The sequence below is a fragment of the Bacteroides sp. GM023 genome (genome assembly GCF_014750685.1).
Lineage (GTDB): Bacteria > Bacteroidota > Bacteroidia > Bacteroidales > Bacteroidaceae > Bacteroides.
Map to the genome: position 1 here is coordinate 1 of NZ_JAAXGE010000025.1, position 25,894 is coordinate 25,894.

The following is a 25,894-nucleotide window of genomic DNA, read 5'->3' on the forward strand; positions in this document are numbered from 1 at the left end:
GTGTGAGAGGTCGGAAAATGAAAGTAGGAAGAAAACTACTTTTATTTTCCTCCTACTCGATTTTTTTCAAAAGAGTCTTTTAGTCGACAATAGTGATATGATCGTGACCGAATATATTCAATCCCAACTTGTTCATGATGTACTGGATAGACAACTGTGCTTTGACAGAGTTACCCGATCCATCCAAAGGAGGAGCGAATGCAGCGATACCGAACTGTCCGGGTAATATACCCATCACGCCACCGCCTACACCTGTTTTTGCAGGGATACCGGAAGTGTACATCCAGTCGCCGGTATGTTCGTAGAAACCTACTGCGGCAATCATGGCTGTGATTTTAGGAGCCAGGCTGGCATCGAACACTTCTTTCTTGGTCACAGGGTTCACACCGCCGTTGGCGATTGTTCCGGCTGCAATGGAAAGTTGCAATGCAGTAACTCCCAGTGAGCACTGACGGGTATAAAGGTCGAGTGACATATCCGGGTCGTCATAGATACGGTTATAATTCTTCAGCAACCAGGCGATAGAACGGTTGTTGAAGTTCGTATCCGATTCGGATTTGTACAATTCGTCAATCAACTGGGGAGCGCTGCCGCACAAGTCGGTTACGTTTCCTACGATAGCGTCCCATTTCTTGGCGGAATCACCGATAGGTTTTACCATACTGCAAGCAGAGATGGCACCGGCATTTACCAGCGGAGTGGACGGATGATCGTTCTCTAAAAGGATAGCTATGATTGAGTTGAAAGGCAAACCTGTTGCGTCGGCTCCGATCTTGTCCAAGATTTCCTTGGCGCCATATTGACGCAATGCAAGAATAGCCGTATGCACTTTGGATACAGATTCTATACCGAAGCGGTAGTCAGTATCTCCCACATGGATGGTCTGCCCGTTGAGCAGGCAGACACTGATTCCAAAGAGATCTTTGTTGACATTTGCCAGGTAAGGGATATAGTCGGCATTCTTGCCTCCTGTATTGGTCTTTACCTGATCGTATGCCTCTTGTACCACTTCTTTCAATTGAGCGAGTGTTACTTTTTTATCCATAGATCATTTTATTTTTTAATTGTTTTGTGACGACGGCCACCGTGATTGAACATCTTGGCTTCTACCGGAAGGTTCTTTTCCTGTGCCATACGGGTAGGAGTAGGATATTCCAATTTTTCTAGTTCTGTAATTGCATTGTTGATGTCGCCCAGCAACATATCTGCCATATCACGGCTGAATCCCTGGCGAACAACAATACGCATTACTACATAGTCATCCAATTTTGCAGGTAATGTATAGGCAGGAACCATCCAACCGTGTTGAGACAGCTTGTCTTGCAAGTCATACAAAGTCCATTTAGCAGATTTTGCGTATTCCGGTTTCAAGTACCAGATGAACAATGGGTTCACAACATCTTCAGCGTAGTTGACGAACGGAACCATCTTGGCGATTTCATCATGGAGATACTTGGCAATCTGCAATGAGTTGTACTGCACTTCCTTGTAACCCTGGAATCCTAAACGGATGAATTGGTAATATTGTCCGAGGATTTGAGCGGCAGGACGAGAGAAGTTCAAACCTACCTGAGTAATGTTAGCACCCAGATAATTTACGCTGAACGACATTTCTTCCGGCAGATATTCTTTGCCTTTCCAACAAACCCAACCAAGTCCCGGATATACCAGACCGAACTTATGACCGGATACACTGATAGAAAGTACCCATTTCAAACGGAAGTCCCATTTCTTTTCCGGATAAAGGAAAGGAAGGATGAAACCACCACTTGCGGCATCTACGTGGATAGGAATGTCATAACCTGTCTTAGCGTTGTAAGCATCCAGTGCTTTGTCCAATGCTTCGACATCATCGTTCAGTCCTGTCCATGTAACACCCTGGATAGGTACGATACAGATTGTGTTTTCGTCACACATCTTCAAAGCTTCTTCGGGGTCGAGTGTGGTCTTGTCAAGAGTCAAAGGCACTTCACGCATTTCAATCTGCCACAACTGAGCGAACTTTTCCCAAACAACCTGGAAACCAGTAGAAATAACAAAGTTTGGTTTATCAAACGGTTTGCCTTGAGCTTTTCTTTTCTTGCGCCAGCGCAACCAAGCGGCTACACCACCCAACATACATGCTTCGGAAGAACCAATAGCCAATGCTCCGGTTTTCCAAGTATCTTTTTCTGGAGAGTTCCACAAGTTGGCAACGATGTTGATACATTTACCGTTCATCACTGCGATACGCGGATACTCTGTCTCATCAATGTAGTTGATGTTGATGGCTTCGTTCATCAGCTTGGTAGCGTAGTCATCCATGTAGGTAGTAACGAAAGTAGCCAGGTTCAAACGGGGTTGAGTCTGAGCGAATGTTTCGTCTTTTACCATTTGATAGGCAACTTCAGGAGTTGTAGGTCCATCAGGAATCTTCTCTACCGGAGAGGGTTGTAACATTCTGTCTGAACCAAATGCTTCTGTCTTAGCATCACCTTTTCTGAAATTTAAATCTTCCATACTTAATATATTTTTTAAAGGTTTAGGGCGATGGGGTGTTTCCCCGTCGAATTTCCCACAACAACAGCAGATTGTTTTGAAAGTTTTCGGGTTTTACATTATTTGGCGTTTATTAAGGGGGCGGATTATTCTCATTGCATGGGCGTGATTGAGAAAATATAAGACCGTAAATTGCACGCTTTGAACTTTATACGGAGAGTATTGTTTTCTTCAAACCTAAACTTTTAACGAATAAGCATATGAGAATACAGACTGGACGGGGGACAATTCCTCTTATAACTTTAATTGCCATCTGGTCTATTTCGGCATTGACCTCACTGCCGGGACTGGCCGTTTCACCCATATTGGGCGATCTTACCAAGATATTTCCGAAAGCGACGGATTTGGATATACAGATGTTGACTTCACTGCCATCGTTGCTTATTATTCCTTTTATATTATTAGGTGGTAAACTGACGGAGAAGGTCGATTATGTCCGTATCCTGAAAATAGGACTCTGGCTTTTTGCAGCAAGCGGCATTTTATATCTGATATCTAATAAAATGTGGCAATTAATCGTGGTAAGTGCTCTGCTCGGCATCGGTTCGGGACTTATTATCCCTTTATCTACCGGATTGGTTTCCCGTTATTTCGTGGGTACTTACCGTGTGAAACAATTCGGGTTAAGTTCCGCTATCACTAATTTCACATTGGTGATAGCCACTGCTGTGACAGGCTATCTCGCGGAAGTCAGTTGGCATCTGCCTTTCTTAGTCTATCTTCTTCCGCTGATTTCTATCCTGTTGGTCGGACATTTAAAGACAAACCAGCCGGGGACGGAACCCGCTGCAAACGATAGCGGCGATTCAACGCCGGCTCAATCTGTTATTGATACCGGCGGAAGTAAGTACGGCATCCATACCAAGCACCTGTTGCAATTAATGCTTTTTTATGGAGTGGCGACTTACATTGTATTGGCTGTCATATTCAATCTGCCTTTTTTGATGGAAAAACATCATTTTTCCAGTGGTGATTCTGGGTTGATGATTTCACTTTTCTTCCTGGCGATTATGGCCCCGGGATTTGGCCTGGATAAGATTGTGGCGGTATTGAAAGAACGGACAAAGGCATATAGCTTGCTATCCATGGCTTTAGGATTATTATTGATTTGGATAGCTCCAATCGAATGGCTTATTATTCCGGGATGTATCCTTGTCGGTTTGGGATACGGTGTCATTCAGCCTATGCTTTATGATAAGACCACTCATACCGCATTACCGGAAAAGACCACTTTGGCACTGGCGTTTGTGATGATGATGAATTACCTGGCTATTTTGCTTTATCCTTTCATTATCGACTTTTTCCAGTGGATATTCCACACCCAGTCACAGGAATTTCCTTTCATATTTAATCTGCTGATTACTATTGTAACGTTTTTCTGGGCTTACCTGCGGCGTAATACCTTTTTGTTTAATGATCAATTGAAATAAAAAATGAAGAATAAGAAACTAGAGGCCAATCTGAGCATGGCCGTCTCGAAAGTTTTTAGCGGTTTAAATATGAATGCCCTGAAGTATCTTCTGCCTTTGTGGATGAGTCCGCTGACAGGGGCGACACTCCGTTGTACATTTGCGGCGGCGGCTTTTTGGATCATCGGATGGTTCATGCCGCCGGAGAAATCATCGACTAAGGACAAATGGTTACTTTTCCTGCTAGGGGCTTTTGGGCTTTATGGCTTTATGTTTCTTTATTTGGCGGGGTTGAGTAAGACCACTCCTGTCTCCAGTTCTATCTTCACCAGCCTTCAGCCTATTTGGGTTTTCCTTATTATGATTTTCCTTCATAAGGAGAAGGCAACAGCAAAAAAGGTGATTGGTATCTCTATCGGACTGGTCGGAGCGTTGGTCTGTATTCTGACACAGCAAAGTGATGATTTGGCGTCCGATGCTTTTATGGGAAATATGCTCTGCCTGGTTAGTTCTGTCGTCTATGCTGTCTACCTGATTTTGAGTCATCGTATTCTTACTTCTATCGGGGCAATGACCATGTTGCGATATACATTTTCCGGTGCCGCCGTATCTGCTATTATAGTGACAATGATTACCGGCTTCGATGCTGCGGTATTCTCCATGCCGTTCCATTGGACGCCTTTCCTTATCCTGATGTTTGTGCTGATTTTCCCGACTACCATAAGTTATATGTTACTCCCTGTCGGATTGAAATATCTCAAGACAACGGTGGTAGCCATTTATGGTTATCTGATTCTGATTGTGGCGACTGTCGCTTCTCTTATCTTAGGGCAGGACCGTTTCAGTTGGACGCAAACGTTTGCCATCATTTTTATCTGTATCGGAGTCTATCTGGTGGAAGTTGCCGAAAGCAAGGAGGGGTAAATGTTTCCCGGTGTGGAACAAAGTGTTTCTCACCGAGGAACAACCTGTTTCACACCGGGAAACAAAGTGTTTCAAAGCATGAAACAAAAAAAGAGGGTGTCCGAAAAGGGTACCCTCCCTTTTTTATGTAAAAGTCCGAACTTTCCCAAGCTCGGACTTTTTAATTTGCTCTAAAATGTTTATCTTAGAGCATGTTAATCGATAGTGCAAAGTTACTACAAAAAAGTGAAATGCGGAAAGATATAGTGATAGAATTGAGTTACAAGGGTTTTGGTTGAAGTGGCGATAATCCGTGAAGCCATTACAATCCCTGCCGAAGCCAAATCCTGACGCCGCTACGTTACTTGTTCGTAACCATGCCCGAAAATGCGACAAACGGGTACGAATAGCGAAACAAGGCTCTAAGGAATAGTGAGTTATCCATAACTCATGCGAAAAATCAGGTTACGGAAAAAGATTGCGCCGTTCCTCCCCGTTTTGCGTACCAACACCGGACTCTTCACCAACTAATTTTGAAACCCAAAAATTAAGGACAATGAAGAGTACATTTTCAGTAATCTACTACCTCAAGCGTCAGGTAGTGAAAAAGGACGGGACAGTTCCCGTCATGGGACGCATCACGGTGGACGGCAGCCAGACACAGTTCAGCTGCAAACTGACTGTCGATCCGAAACTGTGGGACACCAAAGGTGGACGTGTCACGGGCAGAAGCACGGCGGCACTCGAAACGAACCGTATGCTTGACAAGATGCGGGTACGCATCAACAGGCATTATCAGGAAATCATGGAGCGTGACAACTTCGTCACGGCGGAGAAGGTGAAGAACGCCTTTCTCGGACTGGAACACCGCTACCACACGCTGATGCAGGTGTTCCGCCAGCACAACGAGGACTACGAGAAGCAGGTGGAGGCAGGCATGAAAGCCAAAGGCACGCTGCTGAAGTACCGCACCGTTTACAAGCACATGCAAGAGTTCCTCGACATCCGCTACCATGTGAAGGACATCGCCCTAAAAGAGCTTACCCCGGCTTTCATCTCCGACTTCGAGATGTTCCTGCGCACGGACAAGCACTGCTGCACCAATACCGTGTGGCTGTACGTCTGCCCGTTACGGACGATGGTATTCATCGCCATCAACAACGAGTGGCTGACGCGCGACCCGTTCCGCGAGTATGAAATCAAGAAGGAGGAAACAACACGCAGTTTCCTGACCAAAGATGAGATCCGCCTGCTGATGGAGGGGAAACTGAAAAACGCCAAACAGGAATTGTACCGCGACCTCTACCTGTTCTGCGCCTTCACGGGGCTGTCGTTCGCGGATATGCGCAACCTTACGGAAGAGAATATCCGCACCTACTTCGACGAACACGAGTGGATAAACATCAACCGCCAGAAAACGGGCGTGGTGTCCAACATCCGCCTGCTCGACATCGCCAACCGCATAATCGGCAAATACCGGGGACTGTGCGGGGACGGCAGGATATTTCCCGTTCCGCATTATAACACGTGCCTTGCCGGTATCCGTGCCGTCGCCAAGCGTTGCGGCATCACCAAGCATATCACGTGGCATCAGAGCCGCCACACGGCAGCCACGACGATATTCCTCTCCAACGGTGTTCCCATCGAAACGGTCAGCTCCATGCTCGGACACAAGAGCATAAAGACGACGCAGATTTACGCAAAGATAACCAAAGAGAAGCTCAATCAGGACATGGAGAACCTTGCCGCAAGATTGAACGGCGTCGAGGAATTTGCAGGTTGCACCATCTAAAAAGAAAAGCCATGAAACGTGACACAATCATCATCGAGGACAAGGCAGTCAGCGTAACCGGTAACGACGTGTGGATGACCGCCACCGAAATAGCCGGATTGTTCCATACGACCGTCCCGGCAGTGAACGCCGCCATCAGAGCCGTCCGCAAGTCGGACGTGCTGAACGACTACGAGGTGTGCCGCTACATGCAGCTTGAAAACGGGCTGCACGCGGACGTGTACGCCCTTGAAATCATCATCCCGGTCGCTTTCAGGGTGAATACCTACAACACCCACCTGTTCCGCACATGGCTGGTGGGAAAGGCACTCTCACAAGAGAAACGGCAGACATACGTGATGTTCATACAGAACGGAAAAGCCGGGTATTGCTGATTGCACATACCCCATAAGACAAGTAAACGGGTAGCACCACAAAAGGTGTCACCCGTTTACTTTTTCATGAAACCGCCTCACTCCAGCGGCTTGCGGTAGTTCGCTTCCAGTACCCCGCGCAGCCCCGTTTCCGGGTAAAGCACCTTCCCTCCCAAAAGTATGAAGGGCAACACGCGGTTGTTGCGGTATTCCTGCAAGGTGCGCCGGCTCACACGGAGCAGTTCCGACACCTCGCCGTCCGTCAGGTAACGTTCCCCGTCCAGCGGAGGACGGTAGCTTTCCAGAAATGCGGACAGCCATTTCGAGCCTTTGCGCATATCCTGCACCACAGAGGCTATCGGCTCGTCTTCCATCGTAAAAACATCGTTGTTCTCGTTCATCATAACTTCGGATTCAGTGGGTGAATAAATCAAATCATCTGCCGTGCGGATAGAGCGTGCCGACAAGCGGTATCAGCCGCTTCACCTCCTCTGGCTTGTAATAGAACCTGCGGTTTATCTGCGAGTAGCCGATAAGCCGCCTGTCACGCAGCGTCTGCAACGTGCGCGGGCTTATTCTCAACTGCCCGCAGACCTCCTCGCCCGTGAGCCATCTTTCCATGCGCCCCGTGTCGCTTTTGCGCCTCAGGGCGGCGACCTTCTCCGAGAGTGCGCCGAATGCCGCCACCATCATCTCGAAAGTCTTTTTCTCGATAGATACTATTTCCATATTCATGTCATTTAGAGTTTGCCGCAAAGGTAACGAAACGGCATACAAGACGTATCGTTTTCCGCTGAAAGGCTGCCTGTTGCGCCGTTTGACCGGGTTACGGAGCCATCTTCCGCAAAAATCTTACGTGAGTCACGTAGTGAGTTGTTAAAGCCCCTTTTGTTTATTGCCGAATTTTGTCGCAGAAACAAAAAGAAAGGACTGAACATGAAAGTGATAACAATGGAAAGTTCCGCCTACAAGGAGATGATGGCGCAGATTGCGAACATCGCAGGGTACATCCGCGAGGCAAGGGACGAGAAGAAACGGAAGCGGGAAACCGAAGACAAGCTGCTTGACACGGCACAGGCGGCGAAGATGCTCAACGTGAGCAAGCGCACCATGCAGCGTATGCGCACCGACCACCGTATCGAGTATGTGGTGGTACGCGGAAGCTGCCGCTACCGCCTTTCCGAGATACTGCGGCTATTGGAGGACAACACAGTAAGGAACGAGGAAGGGACAATAGACACCCTGTTCCACAACCACACGCTGCGCACGGGCGGCAAACCAAAAGGAAGGAGGACATAGGTCATGGAACTGCTCACACGAAACAACTTCGAGGGCTGGATGCAGAAGCTGATGGAACGGCTCGACCGTCAGGACGAACTGCTGCTGGCGATGAAGGCTGAGGGGAAACAGCCCACTATCACGGAAAGCATCCGCCTTTTCGACAATCAGGATTTGTGCATGTTGCTCCAGATAAGCAAACGCACCCTCCAACGCTACCGCAGCGTAGGCGCATTGCCCTACAAGACGCTGGGCAAGAAGACCTATTACAGCGAGGAGGACGTGCTGACATTCCTTTCCAACCATATCAAGGACTTCAAAAAGGAAGATATAGCCTTCTACAAGGCTCGTATCCATAATTTCTTTCATAAATAACCCATTAAAACATTTTTCAGATGGCAAAGAAAAAAGACGAAAAGGACGTGCTGGTAGTCCGTGACGAGAAGACAGGCGAGATCAGCGTGGTAGCCGGGCTGAACGCGGACGGCACACCCAAGCGCACCCCCGCAAAAGCGGAGAACGCGCAGAGTTTCCTGCAATTCGACCGACATGGCGACGTGCTGGACAACTTCTTCAAGAACTTCTTCCGGCAGTGCAAGGAACCCAGCCGCTTCGGTTTCTACCGCATTGCGGCAGACCAAGCTGAAAATCTCTTAGAGGTGATGAAGCAACTGCTGAAAGACCCCGAAGCGAACAAGGAGCTGCTCGCCCCTCACAAGGTGGACACCTCCGACTATGAGAAGAAGGTGCAGGAAGAGATGGCAGCACAACAGACAGAGAAACAAGAACCTCAAAAACAGGAGAACATGGAACAACGGAAAGAACAGCAACAGGACAAATCCGAACAGATGCAGGGCAAACGTGGCTACCAGCCCATCGACGAGAGTAAAATCAACTGGCAGGAGCTGGAGGACAGATGGGGCGTAAAGCGGGACAACCTTGAAAAGTCCGGCGACCTTACGAAGATGCTCAACTATGGCAAGTCCGACTTGGTAAAGGTCAAACCGACCTTCGGCGGCGAATCATTCGAGCTGGACGCCCGCCTCTCCTTCAAGAAGGACGGTGAGGGAAACATCAGCCTCGTGCCGCACTTCATCCGCAAGGAGCAGAAGCTGGATGAGTACAAGGAACACAAATTCTCCGACAATGACCGGAAGAACCTCCGCGAAACGGGCAATCTCGGTAGGGTCGTGGACATTGTGGACAGGGAAACGGGCGAGATCATCCCCTCCTACATCAGCATCGACCGCAAGACGAATGAAATCACGGACATTCCGGCAAGCAGGGTGCGCATCCCGGAGCGCATCGGCAAGACGGAAATCACCACGCAGGAGCGGGACATGCTCCGCGCCGGACTGCCCGTACGCGACAAGCTCATCGAGCGCAACGACGGCAGAAAGTTCGTCACCACCCTGCAAGTGAACGTGGAGCAGCGCGGCGTGGAGTTCGTGCCGGGAACCGGCAAGTCGCCCCGTACCGCACAGACACAGGAAACCAAAGGCGACACATCGAAAAGTCAGGCGCAGGGCGGGGAAAATGCCGCACAGACCAAGAAGGAGCAACGCCGCAACACGTGGACGAACGAGGACGGCAGCATCCGCCCCATCAGCAAATGGAGCGGCGTGAGCTTCACCGACCAGCAGAAAGCCGACTATGTGGCGGGTAAAGCCGTGAAGCTGGAGAACGTGACCGACAAGCAGGGCTTCCATGCCACGATGTATATCAAGTTCAACCCGGAGAAGGGACGCCCGTACCGCTACGACACGAACCCTGACAATGCACAGCAGGTTGCTCCGTCCAACGAGAGCCGCACGCAGGTGGCGGTGAACAACGATGGCAAGACCAACGAGGCTACAAAGAATCTGAGAGAGCCGTTGCAGAAAGGTCAGACCAACCCGAAGGACGCCCGCCAGCAACAGCAGCAGGAGAAGCCGCAGAAGAAAACGGGCAAGGGCATGAAAATGTAATCCCGTGTCCGCCACTGAATCCAAAATAAAATCCAAAGTATCAACAAAAAAGAAGAAGACATGAAGACAATCATTGCAGAAAAGCCCTCCGTGGCACGTGAAATCGCCCGCATCGTGGGCGCGACAAAGAGAGAGGAAGGATATTTCGAGGGAGGCGGTTATGCCGTGACATGGGCATTCGGACACCTCGTTCAGCTTGCCATGCCCGACGGCTACGGCGTGCGCGGATTTGTCCGTGACAACCTCCCGATTATTCCCGACACATTCACGCTCGTCCCCCGTCAGGTCAGGACGGAGAAAGGTTACAAGCCCGACAGCGGCGTGGTGTCGCAGATAAAAGTCATCAAAAGACTGTTCGACACAAGCGAACATATCATCGTGGCGACCGATGCCGGACGCGAGGGAGAGCTTATCTTCCGCTACCTCTACCACTATACGGGTTGCACCACTCCTTTCGTGCGCCTGTGGATCAGCTCTCTCACCGACAAAGCTATCCGCGAGGGACTGCGGAAACTCGAAGACGGCAGCAAATACGACAACCTCTACCTCGCCGCCAAAGCGCGGAGCGAATCCGACTGGCTCGTGGGCATCAACGGCACACAGGCGTTATCCATCGCCGCCGGACACGGCACGTATTCCGTGGGGCGGGTGCAGACACCAACGTTGGCTATGGTATGTGAACGCTACTGGGAGAACCGCCGCTTTACGTCCGAAGCATTCTGGCAGCTCCATATCGCAACGGACGGTTGCGACGGCGAAGTCGTGAAATTCTCATCCTCCGAGAAATGGAAAGAGAAAGAACCGGCGATGGAACTATATAATAAGGTAAAGGCGGCAGGTTGCGCCACTGTCACGAAAGCCGAGCGCAAGGAGAAGACGGAGGAAACTCCCTTGCTCTACGACCTGACCACGCTCCAGAAAGAAGCCAACGCCAAGCACGGCTTCACGGCGGAACAGACGCTTGAAATCGCGCAGAAACTCTACGAAAAGAAGTTGATAACCTATCCGAGAACGGGAAGCCGCTACATCCCCGAAGACGTGTTTGCCGAAATTCCCAAACTGCTCGCTTTCATCGGCACACAGCCCGAATGGAAAGACAAGGTGCGGGCAAAAGCCGCCCCGACACGCCGCAGCGTGGACGACGGCAAGGTGACAGACCACCATGCCCTGCTCGTCACGGGTGAGAAACCGCTCTTCCTCTCCAAAGAGGACAATACCATCTATCAGATGATTGCCGGGCGCATGGTCGAGGCATTCTCTGAGAAATGCGTCAAGGATGTGACCACTGTCACGGCGGAATGTGCCGGAGTGGAGTTTACCGTAAAAGGCAGCGTCGTGAAGCAAACCGGATGGCGTGCCGTCTATGGCGAGGAAAAAGAGGAAATTACCATCCCCGGCTGGCAGGAAGGCGACACGCTGACACCGAAAGGCTCGTCCATTACCGAAGGAAAGACCAAACCCAAGCCGCTGCATACCGAAGCCACCCTGCTCTCGGCAATGGAAACGGCGGGCAAGGAAATTGAGGACGACGCACTGCGGCAGGCGATGAAGGACTGTGGCATCGGTACTCCCGCCACACGCGCCTCCATCATCGAAACGCTTTTCAAGCGCGGTTACATGGAACGCTGCAAGAAGTCGCTTGTTCCCACCGAAAAAGGACTTGCCCTCAATTCCGTCGTCAAGACGATGCGCATCGCCGATGTTGCCATGACGGGCGAATGGGAAAAGGAGCTGGCGCGTATCGAGCGCGGGGAACTGTCCGACGACACCTTCCGCAAGGAGATAGAGGCGTACACACGTGAGATAACCTCCGAACTGATCTCGTGCGACAAGCTCTTCGGCAGCCGTGACTCCGGCTGCGCGTGTCCCAAGTGTGGCACGGGCAGGATGCGGTTCTACGGCAAGGTGGTACGCTGCGACAACACGGAGTGCGGACTGCCCGTGTTCCGGCTGAAAGCGGGACGCACCCTGTCCGACGATGAAATCAAAGACCTGCTCACCGAAGGGCATACCAAGCTGCTCAAAGGGTTCAAGAGCAAACAGGGCAAGAGTTTCGATGCTGTTGTCGCCTTTGACGGGGAATATAACACGACTTTTGTGTTCCCGGAGGCTAAAAAGGACAAGAAATTTTCAGGACGGAAGAAATAGTATTAACTTTGCCACTTGTTCAGAGTAATGAATTGTTCTTCGATACCGGATTACACTCATACTTTGGATTTAGTGGTGGCACTCGGAGGGATACCGAGTGCCTTTTTCTTCCTTTTTCCAACCGATTATCCCGTTAATTATCAATCCGCTAAATCCAAAGTAATGAACAACAAGAAGAAAAACGAGGGTCAGACCGACTTTTCCTATTACGGTCTGTACCTGCTGGACTATCTCCGCACGAACAAGTTTGAACAGGCTGACGACACCGCTTTCATACGGGAACGGGCCGACCGTGCCGCCGAAACGTATGAGAGGGCACGGCTTGAAGGCTATCCCGCCGATGGTGCGCAGGAACTGGCGATGGACACGCTGCTGCGCGGGCTGCATTATTCCCGTTACGCCATCCTCCGCGAAGTCGTGGAAAACGAGTTTGCCGATGAAGTGCCGGAAGAGAAGCGTGAAGCCTTTGTCCTGAAACTGCTGCCGCTTGTCGGCAACGTGTTCTCCGTCTATGACCTCTCGGATGACAATTTCGCCCTGTCTTCCGATTACGACCTGCTCTACACGGAGCTGACGGGAGCAACCGTCCTTTACTTAGACGAATATGGCGTTTAACCGCAAACAGAAACTGCGGGACAACATCGAGGCGATACGGACGGCATTCATCCTTGACAGGGAAAATAGGACAGCGACAACCGAAGAGCGTGCCATACTTCAAAGGTACTGCGGTTTCGGCGGTCTGAAATGTATCCTCAACCCTGCAAAGGAACTGACGGATGCCGTCCGGTGGGCGAAATCCGACCTCGAACTGTTCGCCCCGACGGTGGAGCTGCACAGGCTTATCCGTGAGAACAGCAAGGACGAAACAGAGTACAAGCGGTTTGTGGATTCGCTGAAAGCGTCCGTGCTGACCGCTTTCTACACCCCCAAAGAGATAACCGACACCATCGCGGACGTGCTGGCAGATTACAGCGTCCGCCCCGCCCGTATGCTCGAACCGTCGGCAGGTGTCGGCGTGTTCGTGGATTCCATGCTGCGGCACAGCCCCAATGCGGATGTGATGGCTTTCGAGAAGGATCTGCTCACGGGTACAATCTTGAGGCATCTCTATCCCGACCAGAAAATGCGCACCTGCGGTTTTGAGAAAATCGAAAGACCGTTCAACAATTATTTCGACTTGGCGGTGTCCAACATTCCGTTCGGTGACATTGCCGTGTTCGACGCGGAGTTTCAGCGGAGCGACTCTTTCGGCAGACGCTCCGCCCAGAAAACCATCCACAACTATTTCTTTCTCAAAGGACTGGATGCCGTGCGTGACGGCGGTATCGTGGCGTTCATCACCTCGCAAGGGGTATTGAATAGCACCAAGACCTCCGTGCGTAACGAGCTGTTCAGTCAGGCCAATCTGGTATCCGCGATACGCCTGCCCAACAACCTGTTCACGGACAACGCGGGCACGGAGGTGGGCAGTGACCTGATTGTCCTGCAAAAGAACCTCAGCAAGAAGGAAATGTCGCAGGACGAGCGGCTGATGACCGTGATACAGACGGACACGAAAACCGCCCTGACCGACAACGCCTATTTCATCCACCACCCGGAACGCATCGTGCATACGATGGCGAAACTTGACACAGACCCCTACGGGAAGCCCGCTATGGTTTATCTGCACGAGGGCAAGGCAGCAGGCATCGCCGGGGATTTGCGCCGTATGCTCGACGAGGATTTCCATTACAGGCTTGCCATGCGCTTGTATTCGGGTTCAATCCGGCAGGCAGGAACGGAAGAAAAAGTTGCCGTTCAAAATAAAGTAGAGCGTCCTGCCATAAAATTGGAAACAGTATCCTCGGCGCAGACGGTGGAAACTCCGACAGAAAAGCCGCAACCCGCAGATGAAAAGCCGGAGATAGAACCGCGCCCGCAATATTCCGCAGGCGTGCAGCTCACCCTGCTTGACCTCTGGGGGATGACGGAAGAGGTCAGCCAACCGAAAACCTCCAAAAAGAAAAAGACGGTGAAAAAGGCAGTTACGGCAAAGTCCACTCCGCCCAAACCGAAAGTCACGGTTACACCGACAGCTCCAACTGCAAAACCCGCAATGGAGAATAAGGAGGTGAAAGCGGAGAACACCGCCAAGCCTGCCGACCCGGACGACATCTATGCCACACTGGACTGGGATACCAATCCTCCCATCAACGGTTTCTATGAAATGATGATGGGTTTGACGCCGGAGCGTAGGAAAGAACTTCGGGAACTGGCAAGGCAGCATAACGAGAAACAAGTGGCGGAAAAGACGGAAGTGAAAGCCGTGCCGGAAACTTCCCGTGAGCAGCCACGACAGGAGGAAACACAGCCGGAGGCAGTCGCCGCACCTGCCGTTACAGATACCCCATCGGAAGCGGTGGGGACTTTCCTTTTCCCCGACATCGAAGCGGAAAAGCCGAAGGAGGAAGTCGTGGACCTTTCTCCGCGTGCCTACCACCGCACGCCGGAGATGCACCTGCGCGAAGGGTCGCTGGTGGCTGACCGGGGGCGTCATAACATCGGCTACCTGAAAGACATCACGCCATACGGGGCGACATTCCAGCCGCTCGACCTGAAAGGATACCAGAAGGAAAAGGCGTTGTTGTATGTGTCGCTGCGTGACGCCTACGAGCGTCTGTACCGTTATGAATCGCTCCGGCGCGAGGCAAATGTTCCGTGGCGAGAGCATCTGAATACCTGTTACGATGAGTTTGTCATGCGCTACGGCAACCTCAACGCCAAGCAGAACGTGAAGTTAGTGATGATGGATGCGGGCGGGCGCGACATCCTTTCGCTGGAACGGATGGAAAACGGAAAGTTCGTCAAGGCGGACATCTTCGAGCATCCTGTTTCCTTCGCGGTGGAGAGCCATGCCAACGTAGGCTCTCCCGAAGAAGCCCTGTCTGCGTCGCTCAACAAATATGGTACGGTCAATCTCGACTATATGCGGGAGATAACCGACAGCACGGCGGAGGATTTGCTCACTGCCCTGCAAGGGCGCATCTACTACAATCCGCTCGTGACCGGTTACGAAATCAAAGACCGTTTCATCGCCGGAAATGTCATAGAGAAAGCGGAACGCATAGAGGCATGGATGGGTGACAATCCCGAAAATGAGCGTATGCCGGAGGTGAAGCAGGCGTTGGAGGCTCTGAAAGATGCCGAGCCGCAGCGCATCGCCTTCGAGGATCTGGACTTCAATTTCGGGGAACGCTGGATTCCGACGGGTGTCTATGCCGCCTACATGAGCCGGCTGTTCGACACGGAGGTGAAAATCGCCTATTCCGCAAGCATGGACGAGTTTTCGGTGGTGTGCGGCTACCGCACCATGAAAATCACGGACGAGTTTCTGGTGAAGGGGTATTACCGGAACTATGACGGTATGCACCTCCTAAAACACGCCCTGCACAACACCTGCCCTGACATGATGAAGTCCATCGGCAAGGACGAGCATGGCAACGACATCAAGATGCGCGACAGCGAGGGAATACAACTCGCCAACGCCAAGATTGACGAGATACGAAACGGCTTCTCCGAATGGCTCGAAGAGCAGTCGCCGCAGTTCAAGGAGCGGCTTGTGACGATGTATAACCGCAAGTTCAACTGTTTCGTGCGCCCGCGCTACGACGGCTCCCATCAGACCTTTCCCGACCTCAACCTGAAAGGGCTGGCAAGCCGGGGTATCAAGAGCGTCTATCCCTCACAGATGGATTGCGTCTGGATGTTGAAACAGAACGGCGGCGGAATTTGCGACCACGAGGTGGGAACCGGTAAGACGCTGATAATGTGCATCGCCGCGCATGAGATGAAGCGTCTGAATTTGGCACACAAGCCGATGATTATCGGGCTGAAAGCCAACGTTGCGGAGATTGCAGCCACCTATCAGGCGGCATATCCCAACGCACGTATTCTGTACGCTTCGGAGAAGGACTTTTCGACCGCCAACCGTGTGCGCTTCTTCAATAATATAAAGAACAACGACTACGATTGCGTCATCATGTCGCACGACCAGTTCGGCAAGATACCGCAGTCGCCGGAATTGCAGCAGCGCATCCTGCAAGCAGAGCTTGACACGGTGGAGGAAAACCTCGAAGTGCTACGGCAGCAGGGAAAGAACGTGTCGCGGGCGATGCTGAAAGGATTGGAGAAGCGCAAGCACAACCTTGAAGCGAAGCTGGAGAAGGTGGAACACGCCATAAAGTCACGCACGGACGACGTGGTGGATTTCAAGCAGATGGGCATCGACCACATCTTCATAGATGAGAGCCACCAGTTCAAGAATCTGACTTTCAACACGCGCCACGACCGTGTGGCGGGATTGGGAAACAGCGAGGGAAGCCAGAAGGCACTTAACATGCTCTTTGCCATACGCACCATACAGGAGCGCACAGGAAAAGACTTGGGTGCGACCTTCCTCTCCGGCACGACTATCAGCAACTCACTGACTGAATTGTACCTGCTGTTCAAGTACCTGCGCCCGAAGGAGCTGGAACGGCAGGACATAAGGTGTTTCGACGCTTGGGCGGCGATATTTGCCAAGAAGACGACGGATTTTGAATTTAACGTGACGAACAATGTGGTCCAGAAGGAGCGTTTCCGCTACTTCATCAAAGTGCCGGAGCTTGCCGCCTTCTATAATGAAATCACGGACTACCGCACGGCGGAGGATGTGGGCGTTGACCGTCCTGCCAAGAACGAGATACTGCACCATATACCGCCCACGCCGGAACAGGAGGACTTCATACAGAAACTGATGCAGTTCGCCAAGACGGGCGATGCCACCTTGTTGGGCAGGCTGCCGCTTTCGGAAACGGAAGAAAAGGCGAAGATGCTCATCGCCACGGACTATGCCCGGAAAATGGCACTCGACATGCGCATGATAGACCCGAATTACGAAGATCATCCCGACAACAAAGCGAGTCACTGTGCCAAGATGATCGCGGAGTATTATCAAAAATACGACGCCCAGAAAGGCACGCAGTTCGTTTTCTCTGATTTGGGGACATACCAGCCGGGCGACGGGTGGAACGTCTATTCGGAAATCAAGCGCAAACTGACGGAGGACTACGGTATACCGCCAAGCGAGGTGCGCTTCATTCAGGAGTGCAAGACCGACAAGGCGCGGAAGGCGGTGATAGACGCCATGAACGCCGGGACGGTGCGTGTGCTGTTCGGCTCTACCTCTATGCTCGGAACGGGTGTGAACGCCCAGAAACGGTGTGTGGCTATCCATCATCTCGATACGCCGTGGCGACCGTCCGACTTGCAACAGCGTGACGGACGCGGAGTTAGGGCAGGTAATGAGATTGCCAAACATTTCGCCGGGAACAACGTGGATGTAATCATCTACGCGGTGGAGAAGTCACTGGACAGCTACAAGTTCAACCTCCTGCACTGCAAGCAGACTTTCATAAGCCAGCTCAAAAGCGGTGCGATGGGTGCGCGTACCATCGACGAGGGGGCAATGGACGAAAAATCGGGCATGAATTTCTCGGAATACATGGCGTTGCTCTCCGGCAATACCGACCTGTTGGACAAGGCGAAACTGGAAAAGCGGATCGCATCGCTCGAAGGGGAACGCAAGTCGTTCAACAAGGGCAAGCGTGATTCGGAGTTCAAGCTGGAGTCAAAGACCGGCGAGTTGCGCAACAACACGGCTTTCATAGATGCCATGACGGAGGACTGGAACCGCTTCCTGTCGGTGGTGCAGACCGACAAGGAGGGCAACCGCCTTAATATAATAAAGGTGGACGGAGTGGATTCCGCCGATGAGAAGGTCATCGGAAAGCGTTTGCAGGAGATAGCCAAGAATGCCACGACCGGAGGGTTGTACACGCAGGTCGGTGAACTTTACGGTTTTCCGATAAAGGTGGTGAGCGAAAGGATACTCAAAGAGGGATTGGAGTTCACCGACAACCGCTTCGTGGTCGAGGGGAACTACAAGTACACCTACAACAACGGGCATCTGGCGATGGCTGACCCGTTGGCCGCCGCCCGCAACTTCCTCAACGCGATGGAGAGGATACCCTCCATCATCGACCAGTACAAGGCGAAGAACGAGGTGCTGGAGATGGAGATACCGCAGTTACAGGAGATAGCGGGTAAGGTGTGGAAGAAGGAGGACGAGCTGAAGCAGTTGAAGTCCGAACTTGCCGCCCTTGACCGAAAAATTCAGCTGGAGCTTGCGCCACCCACGCCCGAAGTCGCAGAAAAGGAGAATGAAGGGCAACAGCTCAAGCCGGAAGCGGAAGATGTGAGGAACAGGCAGGCGCAATATCCCGAAAATGCACCGCCGCAGATACGCAGTCCGGCGGATAGTATCGTTGCCAACCATGTCATAATCGGGCGTCCGGGACTGTATGCCAAGGAGGAAACCCGGTCCAAAGGATTGAAAATATAACCTAAGGAATTTTATCTGAAGTATTAATAAGGGCTATCCCAAAAGGTCTAAAAGTAAATTTTATCCTTTCTGCAAGTATCTATAGGATGGCAACTGCATTTTTTTCTTTTTGGGCAGCCCTTATTAAAATTTATTCTTATTTTAGGTTATATACATTCATGTCCATTTATGTAAAAAATTCCTGCTGACCTTGTTTATGTCTTGTCAGTCACCATTTGCAAAACCATATTTGACCCTCAAAGAGGCTGAATTTGATAAGTAACTTGCTACATACTCATAATAAGGAGCTAAATAGAACACGAATGGGAAATACACAAATGCTAAACTAAAGAAGATATTGGCCAAAATAAACGCTATACCGAGAGAGAAACTTGATTTTTCAACTTCCTAAAACGGTGTTGTTCAAACATTTCTACTTATTTGTACTTGCCAGTTGAACCTACGCTTCCCTAATAAAATGTCTATGGTAAAAAGTTAAAAAATCCTCCCACTTTTGTTAGATATATTTTTTTGTGTAATTTTGTAATCGTTATGCGGCAGTAATAATATACATATTAATACGAGTTAGTAATCCTGTAGTTCTCATATGCTACGAGGAGGTATTAAAAGGTGCGTTTCGACAATGCATCTACTGTAGTATATTATTGCTTAATCCAAATGAATATTATAAATTTAGGAATTCTTGCTCACATTGATGCAGGAAAAACTTCCGTAACCGAGAATCTGCTGTTTGCCAGTGGAGCAACGGAAAAGTGCGGCCGTGTGGATAATGGTGACACCATAACGGACTCTATGGATATAGAGAAACGTAGAGGAATTACTGTCCGGGCTTCTACGACATCTATTATCTGGAATGGAGTGAAATGCAATATCATTGACACTCCGGGACACATGGATTTTATTGCGGAAGTGGAGCGGACATTCAAAATGCTTGATGGAGCAGTCCTCATCTTATCCGCAAAGGAAGGCATACAAGCGCAGACAAAGTTGCTGTTCAGTACTTTACAAAAGCTGCAAATCCCGACAATTATATTTATCAATAAGATTGACCGTGCCGGTGTGAATTTGGAGCGTTTGTATATGGATATAAAAACAAATCTGTCGCAAGATGTCCTGTTTATGCAAACTGTTGTCGATGGATCGGTTTATCCGGTTTGCTCCCAAACATATATAAAGGAAGAATACAAAGAATTTGTATGCAACCATGACGACGATATATTAGAACGATATTTGGCGGATAGCGAAATTTCACCGGCTGATTATTGGAATACGATAATCGCTCTTGTGGCAAAAGCCAAAGTCTATCCGGTGCTACATGGATCAGCAATGTTCAATATCGGTATCAATGAGTTGTTGGACGCCATTTCTTCTTTTATACTTCCTCCGGCATCAGTCTCAAACAGACTTTCAGCTTATCTCTATAAGATAGAGCATGACCCCAAAGGGCATAAAAGAAGTTTTCTTAAAATAATTGACGGAAGTCTGAGACTTCGAGACGTTGTAAGAATCAACGATTCGGAAAAATTCATCAAGATTAAAAATCTAAAGACTATTTATCAGGGCAGAGAGATAAATGTTGATGAAGTGGGTGCCAATGATATCGCGATTGTAGAAGATATAGAAGATTTTCGAATCGGAGATTATTTAGGTGCTAAACCTTGTTTGATTCAAGGATTATCTCATCAGCATCCCGCTCTCAAATCCTCCGTCCGGCCAAATAAGCCCGAAGAGAGAAGCAAGGTGATATCCGCTCTGAATACATTGTGGATTGAAGACCCGTCTTTGTCCTTTTCCATAAACTCATATAGTGATGAATTGGAAATCTCGTTATATGGTTTGACCCAAAAGGAAATCATACAGACATTGCTGGAAGAACGATTTTCCGTAAAGGTCCATTTTGATGAGATCAAGACTATCTACAAAGAACGACCTATAAAAAAGGTCAATAAGATTATTCAGATCGAAGTACCACCCAACCCTTACTGGGCCACAATAGGGCTGACTCTTGAACCCTTACCGTTAGGGGCAGGGTTGCAAATCGAAAGTGACATCTCCTATGGTTATCTGAACCATTCTTTTCAAAATGCCGTTTTTGAAGGGATTCGTATGTCTTGCCAATCTGGTTTACATGGATGGGAAGTGACAGATCTGAAAGTAACTTTTACTCAAGCCGAGTATTATAGCCCGGTAAGTACACCTGCTGATTTCAGACAGCTGACCCCTTATGTCTTCAGGCTGGCTTTGCAACAGTCAGGTGTGGACATTCTCGAACCGATGCTCTGTTTTGAGTTGCAGATACCCCAAGTAGCGAGTTCCAAAGCTATTACAGATTTGCAAAAACTGATGTCTGAGATTGAAGACATCAGTTGTAATAATGAGTGGTGTCATATTAAAGGGAAAGTTCCATTAAATACAAGTAAAGACTATGCCTCAGAAGTAAGTTCGTACACTAAGGGCTTAGGCATTTTTATGGTTAAGCCATGTGGGTATCAAATAACAAAAGACGGTTATTCTGATAATATCCGCATGAACGAAAAAGATAAACTTTTATTCATGTTCCAAAAATCAATGTCATTAAAATAATGGAGCGGTCAGGAAATTTCTATAAGGCAATACGGTTGGGATATATACTTATCTCCATTCTTATCGGATGTATGGCATATAATAGCCTCTATGAATGGCAGGAGATAGAAGCATTAGAACTTGGCAATAAAAAAATAGACGAGCTCCGAAAAGAAATAAACAATATCAATATTCAAATGATAAAATTTTCTCTATTGGGTGAAACAATACTGGAATGGAACGATAAAGATATCGAGCATTACCATGCACGGCGTATGGCAATGGACAGTATGCTCTGCCGTTTCAAGGCCACCTATCCAGCAGAGCGCATCGATAGTGTGCGCAGTCTTTTAGAGGATAAGGAACGACAGATGTTCCAGATAGTCCGGTTAATGGATGAACAACAATCTATTAACAAGAAGATAGCCAATCAAATTCCGGTTATTGTACAGAAAAGTGTGCAGGAACAGTCCAAAAAGCCAAAACGAAAAGGTTTCTTAGGCATATTCGGCAAAAAAAAGGAAGTAACTCCAGCAGTATCAACCACTATCCTTCATTCGGTCAATAGAAACGTAATCAGCGAACAGAAAGTGCAGGATCGCCAATTGTCGGAACAAGCCGACAGCCTTGCAGCTCGTAATGCAGAACTTAACAGACAACTGCAAGAATTGATTTGCCAAATAGAAGAAAAGGTACAAACCGAACTGCAAAGCCGGGAAAACGAAATAGTTGCCATGCGTGAAAAGTCATTTATGCAAGTAGGCGGTTTAATGGGATTCGTTCTTCTATTGTTGTTAATTTCCTACATCATCATACATCGTGATGCAAAAAGCATTAAACAATACAAGCACAAGACAACTGATTTGATAAGGCAACTGGAACAATCCGTACAACGGAACGAGGCACTGATAACGTCAAGGAAGAAGGCGGTACATACTATCACCCATGAACTGCGCACACCGCTGACAGCAATAACAGGCTATGCCGGACTGATACGGAAAGAACAGTGTGAGGATAAGTCCGGGCAGTATATCCAAAACATACTGCAATCCTCCGACCGTATGCGGGATATGCTTAACACTTTGCTTGACTTCTTCCGCCTGGACAACGGCAAGGAACAGCCCCGTCTGTCACCCTGCCGGATTTCAGCAATCACGCACACACTTGAAACGGAGTTCATGCCTGTTGCCGTGAACAAAGGGCTGTCCTTGTCCGTGAAGACTGGACACGATGCCATTGTATTGACCGACAAAGAGCGAATAATACAAATCGGGAATAACCTGCTGTCAAACGCTGTCAAGTTCACAGAAGAAGGCGGTGTTTCTTTGATTACTGAATATGATAATGGAGTTCTGACACTGGTCGTTGAAGATACAGGTACAGGCATGACAGAAGAGGAACAGAAACAAGCGTTCGGTGCGTTTGAACGTCTATCAAATGCCGCCGCAAAGGAGGGTTTCGGGCTTGGGCTTGCCATAATGCGTAATATTGTGTCGATGCTTGGCGGAACAATCCGTTTAGACAGCAAGAAAGGGAAAGGCAGTCGTTTCACAGTTGAAATTTCTATGCAGGAAGCTGAAGAACAGCTTGGATATACAAGCAATACACCTGTTTATCATAACAATAAATTCCATGATGTTGTCGCCATTGACAATGATGAGGTATTACTTCTGATGCTGAAAGAGATGTATTCCCAAGAAGGAATACACTGCGACACTTGCACCGATGCTGCGGCACTGATGGAAATGATACGCCAGAAAGAATACAGCCTGTTGCTGACAGACTTGAATATGCCCGATATAAACGGTTTCGAATTGCTGGAACTGTTGCGTTCGTCCAACGTGGGCAATTCACCAACAATCCCGGTGGTTGTGGCAACCGCTTCGGGCAGTTGTAACAAAGGGGAACTATTGGCAAAAGGCTTTGCCGGATGCCTGTTCAAACCGTTCTCCATATCGGAACTGATGGAGGTTTCCGACAGGTGTGCCATAAAAGCGACACCGGACGGGAAACCGGACTTTTCCGCCTTATTGTCCTATGGCAATGAAGCCGTCATGCTGGAAAAGTTGATAACTGAAACAGAAAAGGAAATGCAGGCGGTACGGGATGCAGCAAAAGAAAAAGACCTGCAAAAGCTGGATTCCCTGATCCACCACCTGCGCAGTTCGTGGGAGGTGCTCCGTGCCGACCAACCGCTGAATGTACTTTACGGATTGCTTCGTGGCGATGCTCTCCCGGATGGTGAAGCGTTAAGCCATGCCGTGACTGCCGTGCTGGATAAGGGAGTGGAAATAATACGGTTGGCAGAAGAGGAAAGGAGAAAATACGAAGATGAATAAGACAAAAATAATTGTGGTGGAAGACAACATCGTGTATTGCGAATATGTCTGCAATATGCTGTCACGGGAGGGCTACCGCAATATGAAGGCTTACCACCTCTCAACCGCGAAGAAACATCTGCAACAGGCAACAGATAATGATATCGTGGTTGCCGACCTGCGTCTGCCTGACGGCAGTGGCATAGACCTTTTGTGCTGGATGCGAAAGGAGGGAAAGATGCAGCCCTTCATCATTATGACCGACTACGCCGAAGTTAATACCGCCGTGGAAAGCATGAAACTCGGCTCGATAGACTATATTCCCAAACAGCTTGTGGAGGATAAACTTGTCCCCCTGATCCGTTCCATACTGAAAGAACGTCAGGCAGGACAACGCCGTATGCCTATATTCGCCCGTGAAGGTTCCGCCTTTCAGAAAATCATGCACCGCATAAGGCTGGTAGCCGCCACCGATATGAGCGTGATGATATTTGGTGAGAACGGCACGGGCAAGGAGCATATTGCCCACCTGTTGCATGACAAGAGCAAACGTGCAGGCAAGCCATTTGTGGCGGTGGACTGCGGTTCACTCTCCAAAGAGCTTGCACCGTCGGCTTTCTTCGGACACGTCAAAGGTGCATTTACAGGTGCGGACAATGCCAAGAAAGGATATTTCCATGAGGCGGAAGGCGGCACGTTGTTTCTGGACGAGGTAGGAAACCTCGCGTTGGAAACCCAACAGATGTTGCTCCGTGCCATACAGGAGAGGCGGTATCGCCCGGTCGGAGACAAGGCAGACCGGAATTTCAATGTCCGCATCATCGCTGCTACCAATGAAGATTTGGAGGTATCGGTGAATGAAAAGCGTTTTCGGCAGGATCTTCTGTACCGCCTGCACGACTTCGGGATAACCGTTCCTCCGTTGCGTGACTGTCAAGAAGACATTATGCCGCTGGCAGAGTTCTTCCGTGATATGGCAAACAGAGAGCTGGAGTGTAGCGTGAGCGGGTTCAGTTCCGAAGCACGTAAAGCGTTGCTGACACACGCATGGCCGGGCAACGTGCGGGAACTTCGGCAGAAAGTTATGGGTGCTGTATTGCAGGCGCAGGAAGGTGTTGTCATGAAAGAGCATCTGGAACTTGCCGTGACGAAACCGACCTCTACTGTCAGCTTCGCCTTGCGCAATGACGCGGAGGATAAGGAGCGGATATTGCGTGCGTTGAAACAGGCAAACGGCAACCGGAGTGTCGCCGCAGAACTGCTCGGCATAGGCAGGACAACACTATACAGCAAACTTGAAGAGTATGGACTTAAATATAAATTCAAGCAATCATAGCCCGTAATTCACTGAATTTGGCTATCTTTGCATAACATTTGAGAAAAACGGCGATTGGCAGGAGCTTTTCGCCGCCAACATATAGGATAAGACCGCAAGGCGTTTCAAGCGAAAATCTGGTAAATTGGAACTACGGAGACGATTGCGTGATGCTTATGCTATGCTTACGCATAGCGTGCATTCACGTACTCTCCGTAAAGGCTTTACCAGAGCCATCGCTTGAAGGTAGTGTGAATTGCACGCTACTTTTTTACCCTTGCCTAACGAAAGGAAACGATTATGGGTAAAGTTCAGATTCTCGCCGTACTGACGATGGACGGATGTCTTTCTTCAGAGTTATATGATAAAGCACATCAGGATTTGTGCCTTGACCGTTGCGGTCTTGATGAAATCAGGAAGAAAGCCTTTTACCGTGTGACACCGGACTATTCCATTTCAATGCTGCACGAATGGAGAAAAGACTGCACAAACATCCGTTACCTCGCGGAAGCCACACCGGACACGGCAGACTATATAAACGGACTGCTGCGGATGCACGCTGTGGATGAAATCATACTATACACCGTTCCTTTCATATCCGGAAGCGGACGACATTTTTTTAAGTCGGCTCTGCCAGAGCAACACTGGACGCTTTCCTCTTTGAAAAGCTATCCCAACGGTGTATGTCGCATTATCTATATCCTTGATAAAAAAGCAAGATAGCCAAAATGTGCGGCAAGCATACATTTCTATTTTCAGGAATAGAATAAATGTTCCGATTACAAACAATTTAAGTCGGAGATAATTTGTCCTTGTGAAAAAATACTGAATTTTATACCTCTGAAATCCAGCACTTTGTAAAATTGAGTGTTGGATTTTTTATTTTCTGC

At 49.4% G+C, this 25,894-nt stretch carries 18 protein-coding genes; 14 read left to right on the plus strand and 4 right to left on the minus strand.

The window, feature by feature from the left end:
• Positions 1–79: 79 nt before the first annotated feature.
• Together glsA and HC965_RS25885 are read right to left on the minus strand one after the other, a co-directional pair.
• Positions 80–1,045 carry a glutaminase A gene (glsA, locus tag HC965_RS25880; protein WP_191034160.1) on the minus strand — a complete coding sequence of 322 codons (966 nt, stop codon included), beginning with the start codon at positions 1,043–1,045 and terminating at the stop codon, positions 80–82.
• A gap of 8 nt (positions 1,046–1,053) precedes the next feature.
• Complete coding sequence (locus HC965_RS25885) at positions 1,054–2,499, minus strand: glutamate decarboxylase (protein WP_191034161.1); 1,446 nt, start codon at positions 2,497–2,499, stop codon at positions 1,054–1,056.
• Between the two features lie 239 nt (positions 2,500–2,738).
• On the opposite strand from HC965_RS25885, the gene HC965_RS25890 reads away from it, so the two are divergent.
• The 4 genes from HC965_RS25890 (at position 2,739) to HC965_RS25905 (ending at position 7,016) form a co-directional block, all read left to right on the plus strand.
• A complete protein-coding gene (locus HC965_RS25890) occupies positions 2,739–3,968 on the plus strand; it encodes an MFS transporter (protein ID WP_191034162.1) in 1,230 nt (409 codons plus the stop codon).
• Positions 3,969–3,971: 3 nt separating this feature from the next.
• Entirely contained in the window at positions 3,972–4,871 is a 900-nt protein-coding gene (locus HC965_RS25895; RefSeq protein ID WP_191034163.1) for a DMT family transporter, read from the plus strand.
• 535 nt (positions 4,872–5,406) lie between these two features.
• The gene (locus HC965_RS25900; protein ID WP_004291422.1) at positions 5,407–6,642 is read left to right on the plus strand and encodes a site-specific integrase; all 1,236 of its coding nucleotides are present in this window, start codon (positions 5,407–5,409) and stop codon (positions 6,640–6,642) included.
• A gap of 11 nt (positions 6,643–6,653) precedes the next feature.
• Positions 6,654–7,016 (plus strand): hypothetical protein, encoded by a 363-nt coding sequence (locus HC965_RS25905; RefSeq protein ID WP_004291423.1) that lies wholly within the window; start codon positions 6,654–6,656, stop codon positions 7,014–7,016.
• 77 nt (positions 7,017–7,093) lie between these two features.
• Here the strand turns inward: HC965_RS25905 and HC965_RS25910 are convergent, their stop codons facing one another.
• Both HC965_RS25910 and HC965_RS25915 read right to left on the minus strand, forming a co-directional pair.
• On the minus strand, positions 7,094–7,399 hold the full coding sequence (locus tag HC965_RS25910; protein ID WP_004291424.1) for a helix-turn-helix domain-containing protein: 306 nt from the start codon (positions 7,397–7,399) through the stop codon (positions 7,094–7,096).
• A 31-nt stretch (positions 7,400–7,430) separates the two neighbouring features.
• Positions 7,431–7,730, minus strand: a complete 300-nt coding sequence (locus HC965_RS25915; protein WP_004291426.1) for a helix-turn-helix domain-containing protein — start codon at positions 7,728–7,730, stop codon at positions 7,431–7,433.
• Positions 7,731–7,931: 201 nt separating this feature from the next.
• Between HC965_RS25915 and HC965_RS25920 the strand changes: the two genes are divergently transcribed.
• From HC965_RS25920 to HC965_RS25965, 10 genes are all read left to right on the plus strand, one after another.
• Positions 7,932–8,294 carry a helix-turn-helix domain-containing protein gene (locus HC965_RS25920; protein WP_004304264.1) on the plus strand — a complete coding sequence of 121 codons (363 nt, stop codon included), beginning with the start codon at positions 7,932–7,934 and terminating at the stop codon, positions 8,292–8,294.
• Between the two features lie 3 nt (positions 8,295–8,297).
• Positions 8,298–8,648, plus strand: coding sequence for a helix-turn-helix domain-containing protein (locus HC965_RS25925; protein ID WP_004291454.1), 351 nt, complete (start codon positions 8,298–8,300; stop codon positions 8,646–8,648).
• Between the two features lie 20 nt (positions 8,649–8,668).
• Complete coding sequence (locus HC965_RS25930) at positions 8,669–10,240, plus strand: DUF3945 domain-containing protein (RefSeq protein ID WP_004291455.1); 1,572 nt, start codon at positions 8,669–8,671, stop codon at positions 10,238–10,240.
• 60 nt (positions 10,241–10,300) lie between these two features.
• Positions 10,301–12,388 carry a type IA DNA topoisomerase gene (gene topB / locus HC965_RS25935; protein ID WP_004291456.1) on the plus strand — a complete coding sequence of 696 codons (2,088 nt, stop codon included), beginning with the start codon at positions 10,301–10,303 and terminating at the stop codon, positions 12,386–12,388.
• Between the two features lie 162 nt (positions 12,389–12,550).
• Positions 12,551–13,003 (plus strand): DUF1896 domain-containing protein, encoded by a 453-nt coding sequence (locus tag HC965_RS25940; protein ID WP_004304266.1) that lies wholly within the window; start codon positions 12,551–12,553, stop codon positions 13,001–13,003.
• Positions 12,993–18,809 carry an N-6 DNA methylase gene (locus HC965_RS25945; RefSeq protein ID WP_004291462.1) on the plus strand — a complete coding sequence of 1,939 codons (5,817 nt, stop codon included), beginning with the start codon at positions 12,993–12,995 and terminating at the stop codon, positions 18,807–18,809. The genes HC965_RS25940 and HC965_RS25945 overlap by 11 nt, the downstream gene beginning before the upstream one ends.
• 657 nt (positions 18,810–19,466) lie before the next feature.
• On the plus strand, positions 19,467–21,392 hold the full coding sequence (gene tet(Q), locus HC965_RS25950; protein ID WP_004291466.1) for a tetracycline resistance ribosomal protection protein Tet(Q): 1,926 nt from the start codon (positions 19,467–19,469) through the stop codon (positions 21,390–21,392).
• Complete coding sequence (locus tag HC965_RS25955; RefSeq protein ID WP_004291467.1) at positions 21,392–23,710, plus strand: ATP-binding protein; 2,319 nt, start codon at positions 21,392–21,394, stop codon at positions 23,708–23,710. Before tet(Q) ends, HC965_RS25955 begins: the two co-directional genes overlap by 1 nt.
• Positions 23,703–25,025 (plus strand): sigma-54 dependent transcriptional regulator, encoded by a 1,323-nt coding sequence (locus tag HC965_RS25960; RefSeq protein WP_004291471.1) that lies wholly within the window; start codon positions 23,703–23,705, stop codon positions 25,023–25,025. Before HC965_RS25955 ends, HC965_RS25960 begins: the two co-directional genes overlap by 8 nt.
• 279 nt (positions 25,026–25,304) lie before the next feature.
• Complete coding sequence (locus HC965_RS25965) at positions 25,305–25,727, plus strand: dihydrofolate reductase family protein (protein ID WP_004291474.1); 423 nt, start codon at positions 25,305–25,307, stop codon at positions 25,725–25,727.
• The last annotated feature ends 167 nt before the right edge of the window (positions 25,728–25,894 follow it).